The sequence below is a fragment of the Pseudoalteromonas sp. GW168-MNA-CIBAN-0100 genome, from assembly GCF_040309225.1.
Classification (GTDB): domain Bacteria; phylum Pseudomonadota; class Gammaproteobacteria; order Enterobacterales; family Alteromonadaceae; genus Pseudoalteromonas; species Pseudoalteromonas arctica.
This window is the reverse complement of record NZ_JBEOOL010000322.1, coordinates 1-323: the sequence shown is the minus strand read 5'-3', so window position 1 is coordinate 323 and position 323 is coordinate 1. Positions and strand designations below refer to the sequence as shown.

Sequence of the window (323 nt, the reverse complement as noted above, 5' to 3'; positions counted from 1 at the left end):
CTCCTGTAACAGCAATACCTTCTTTAGTTAACGTTGCATGTAAATTTAAAGGCGAACCTGCAGAAACAGTGTTTGATCTACTTCCGTCTGCTTGTGAAAACCCTTCTAAAGATAAAATAAATAAACTTGTATCATTACCCCCTGCATCTCCTGCAGACTCGAATGCAAATTGACTAGTATACGTTTCGCCATCAACTGTATAGCTTGCAGTAACAACACCAGCTCCTTTTACTGTACCAGCTGTAAGGTCTAATGTTGCAATACCATCGCCTTTTGTTAATGCACTACCAGAGCTAGGGTTCAATACACCTACTTCATCTGCC

The 323-nt window shown here is 40.6% G+C and carries 1 protein-coding gene; it reads right to left on the bottom strand.

Translation table 11 applies throughout. The features are described 5' to 3' along the window. The coding region (locus AAEY62_RS21305; RefSeq protein WP_350636367.1) for a hypothetical protein at positions 1–323 on the bottom strand (323 nt) is incomplete at both ends.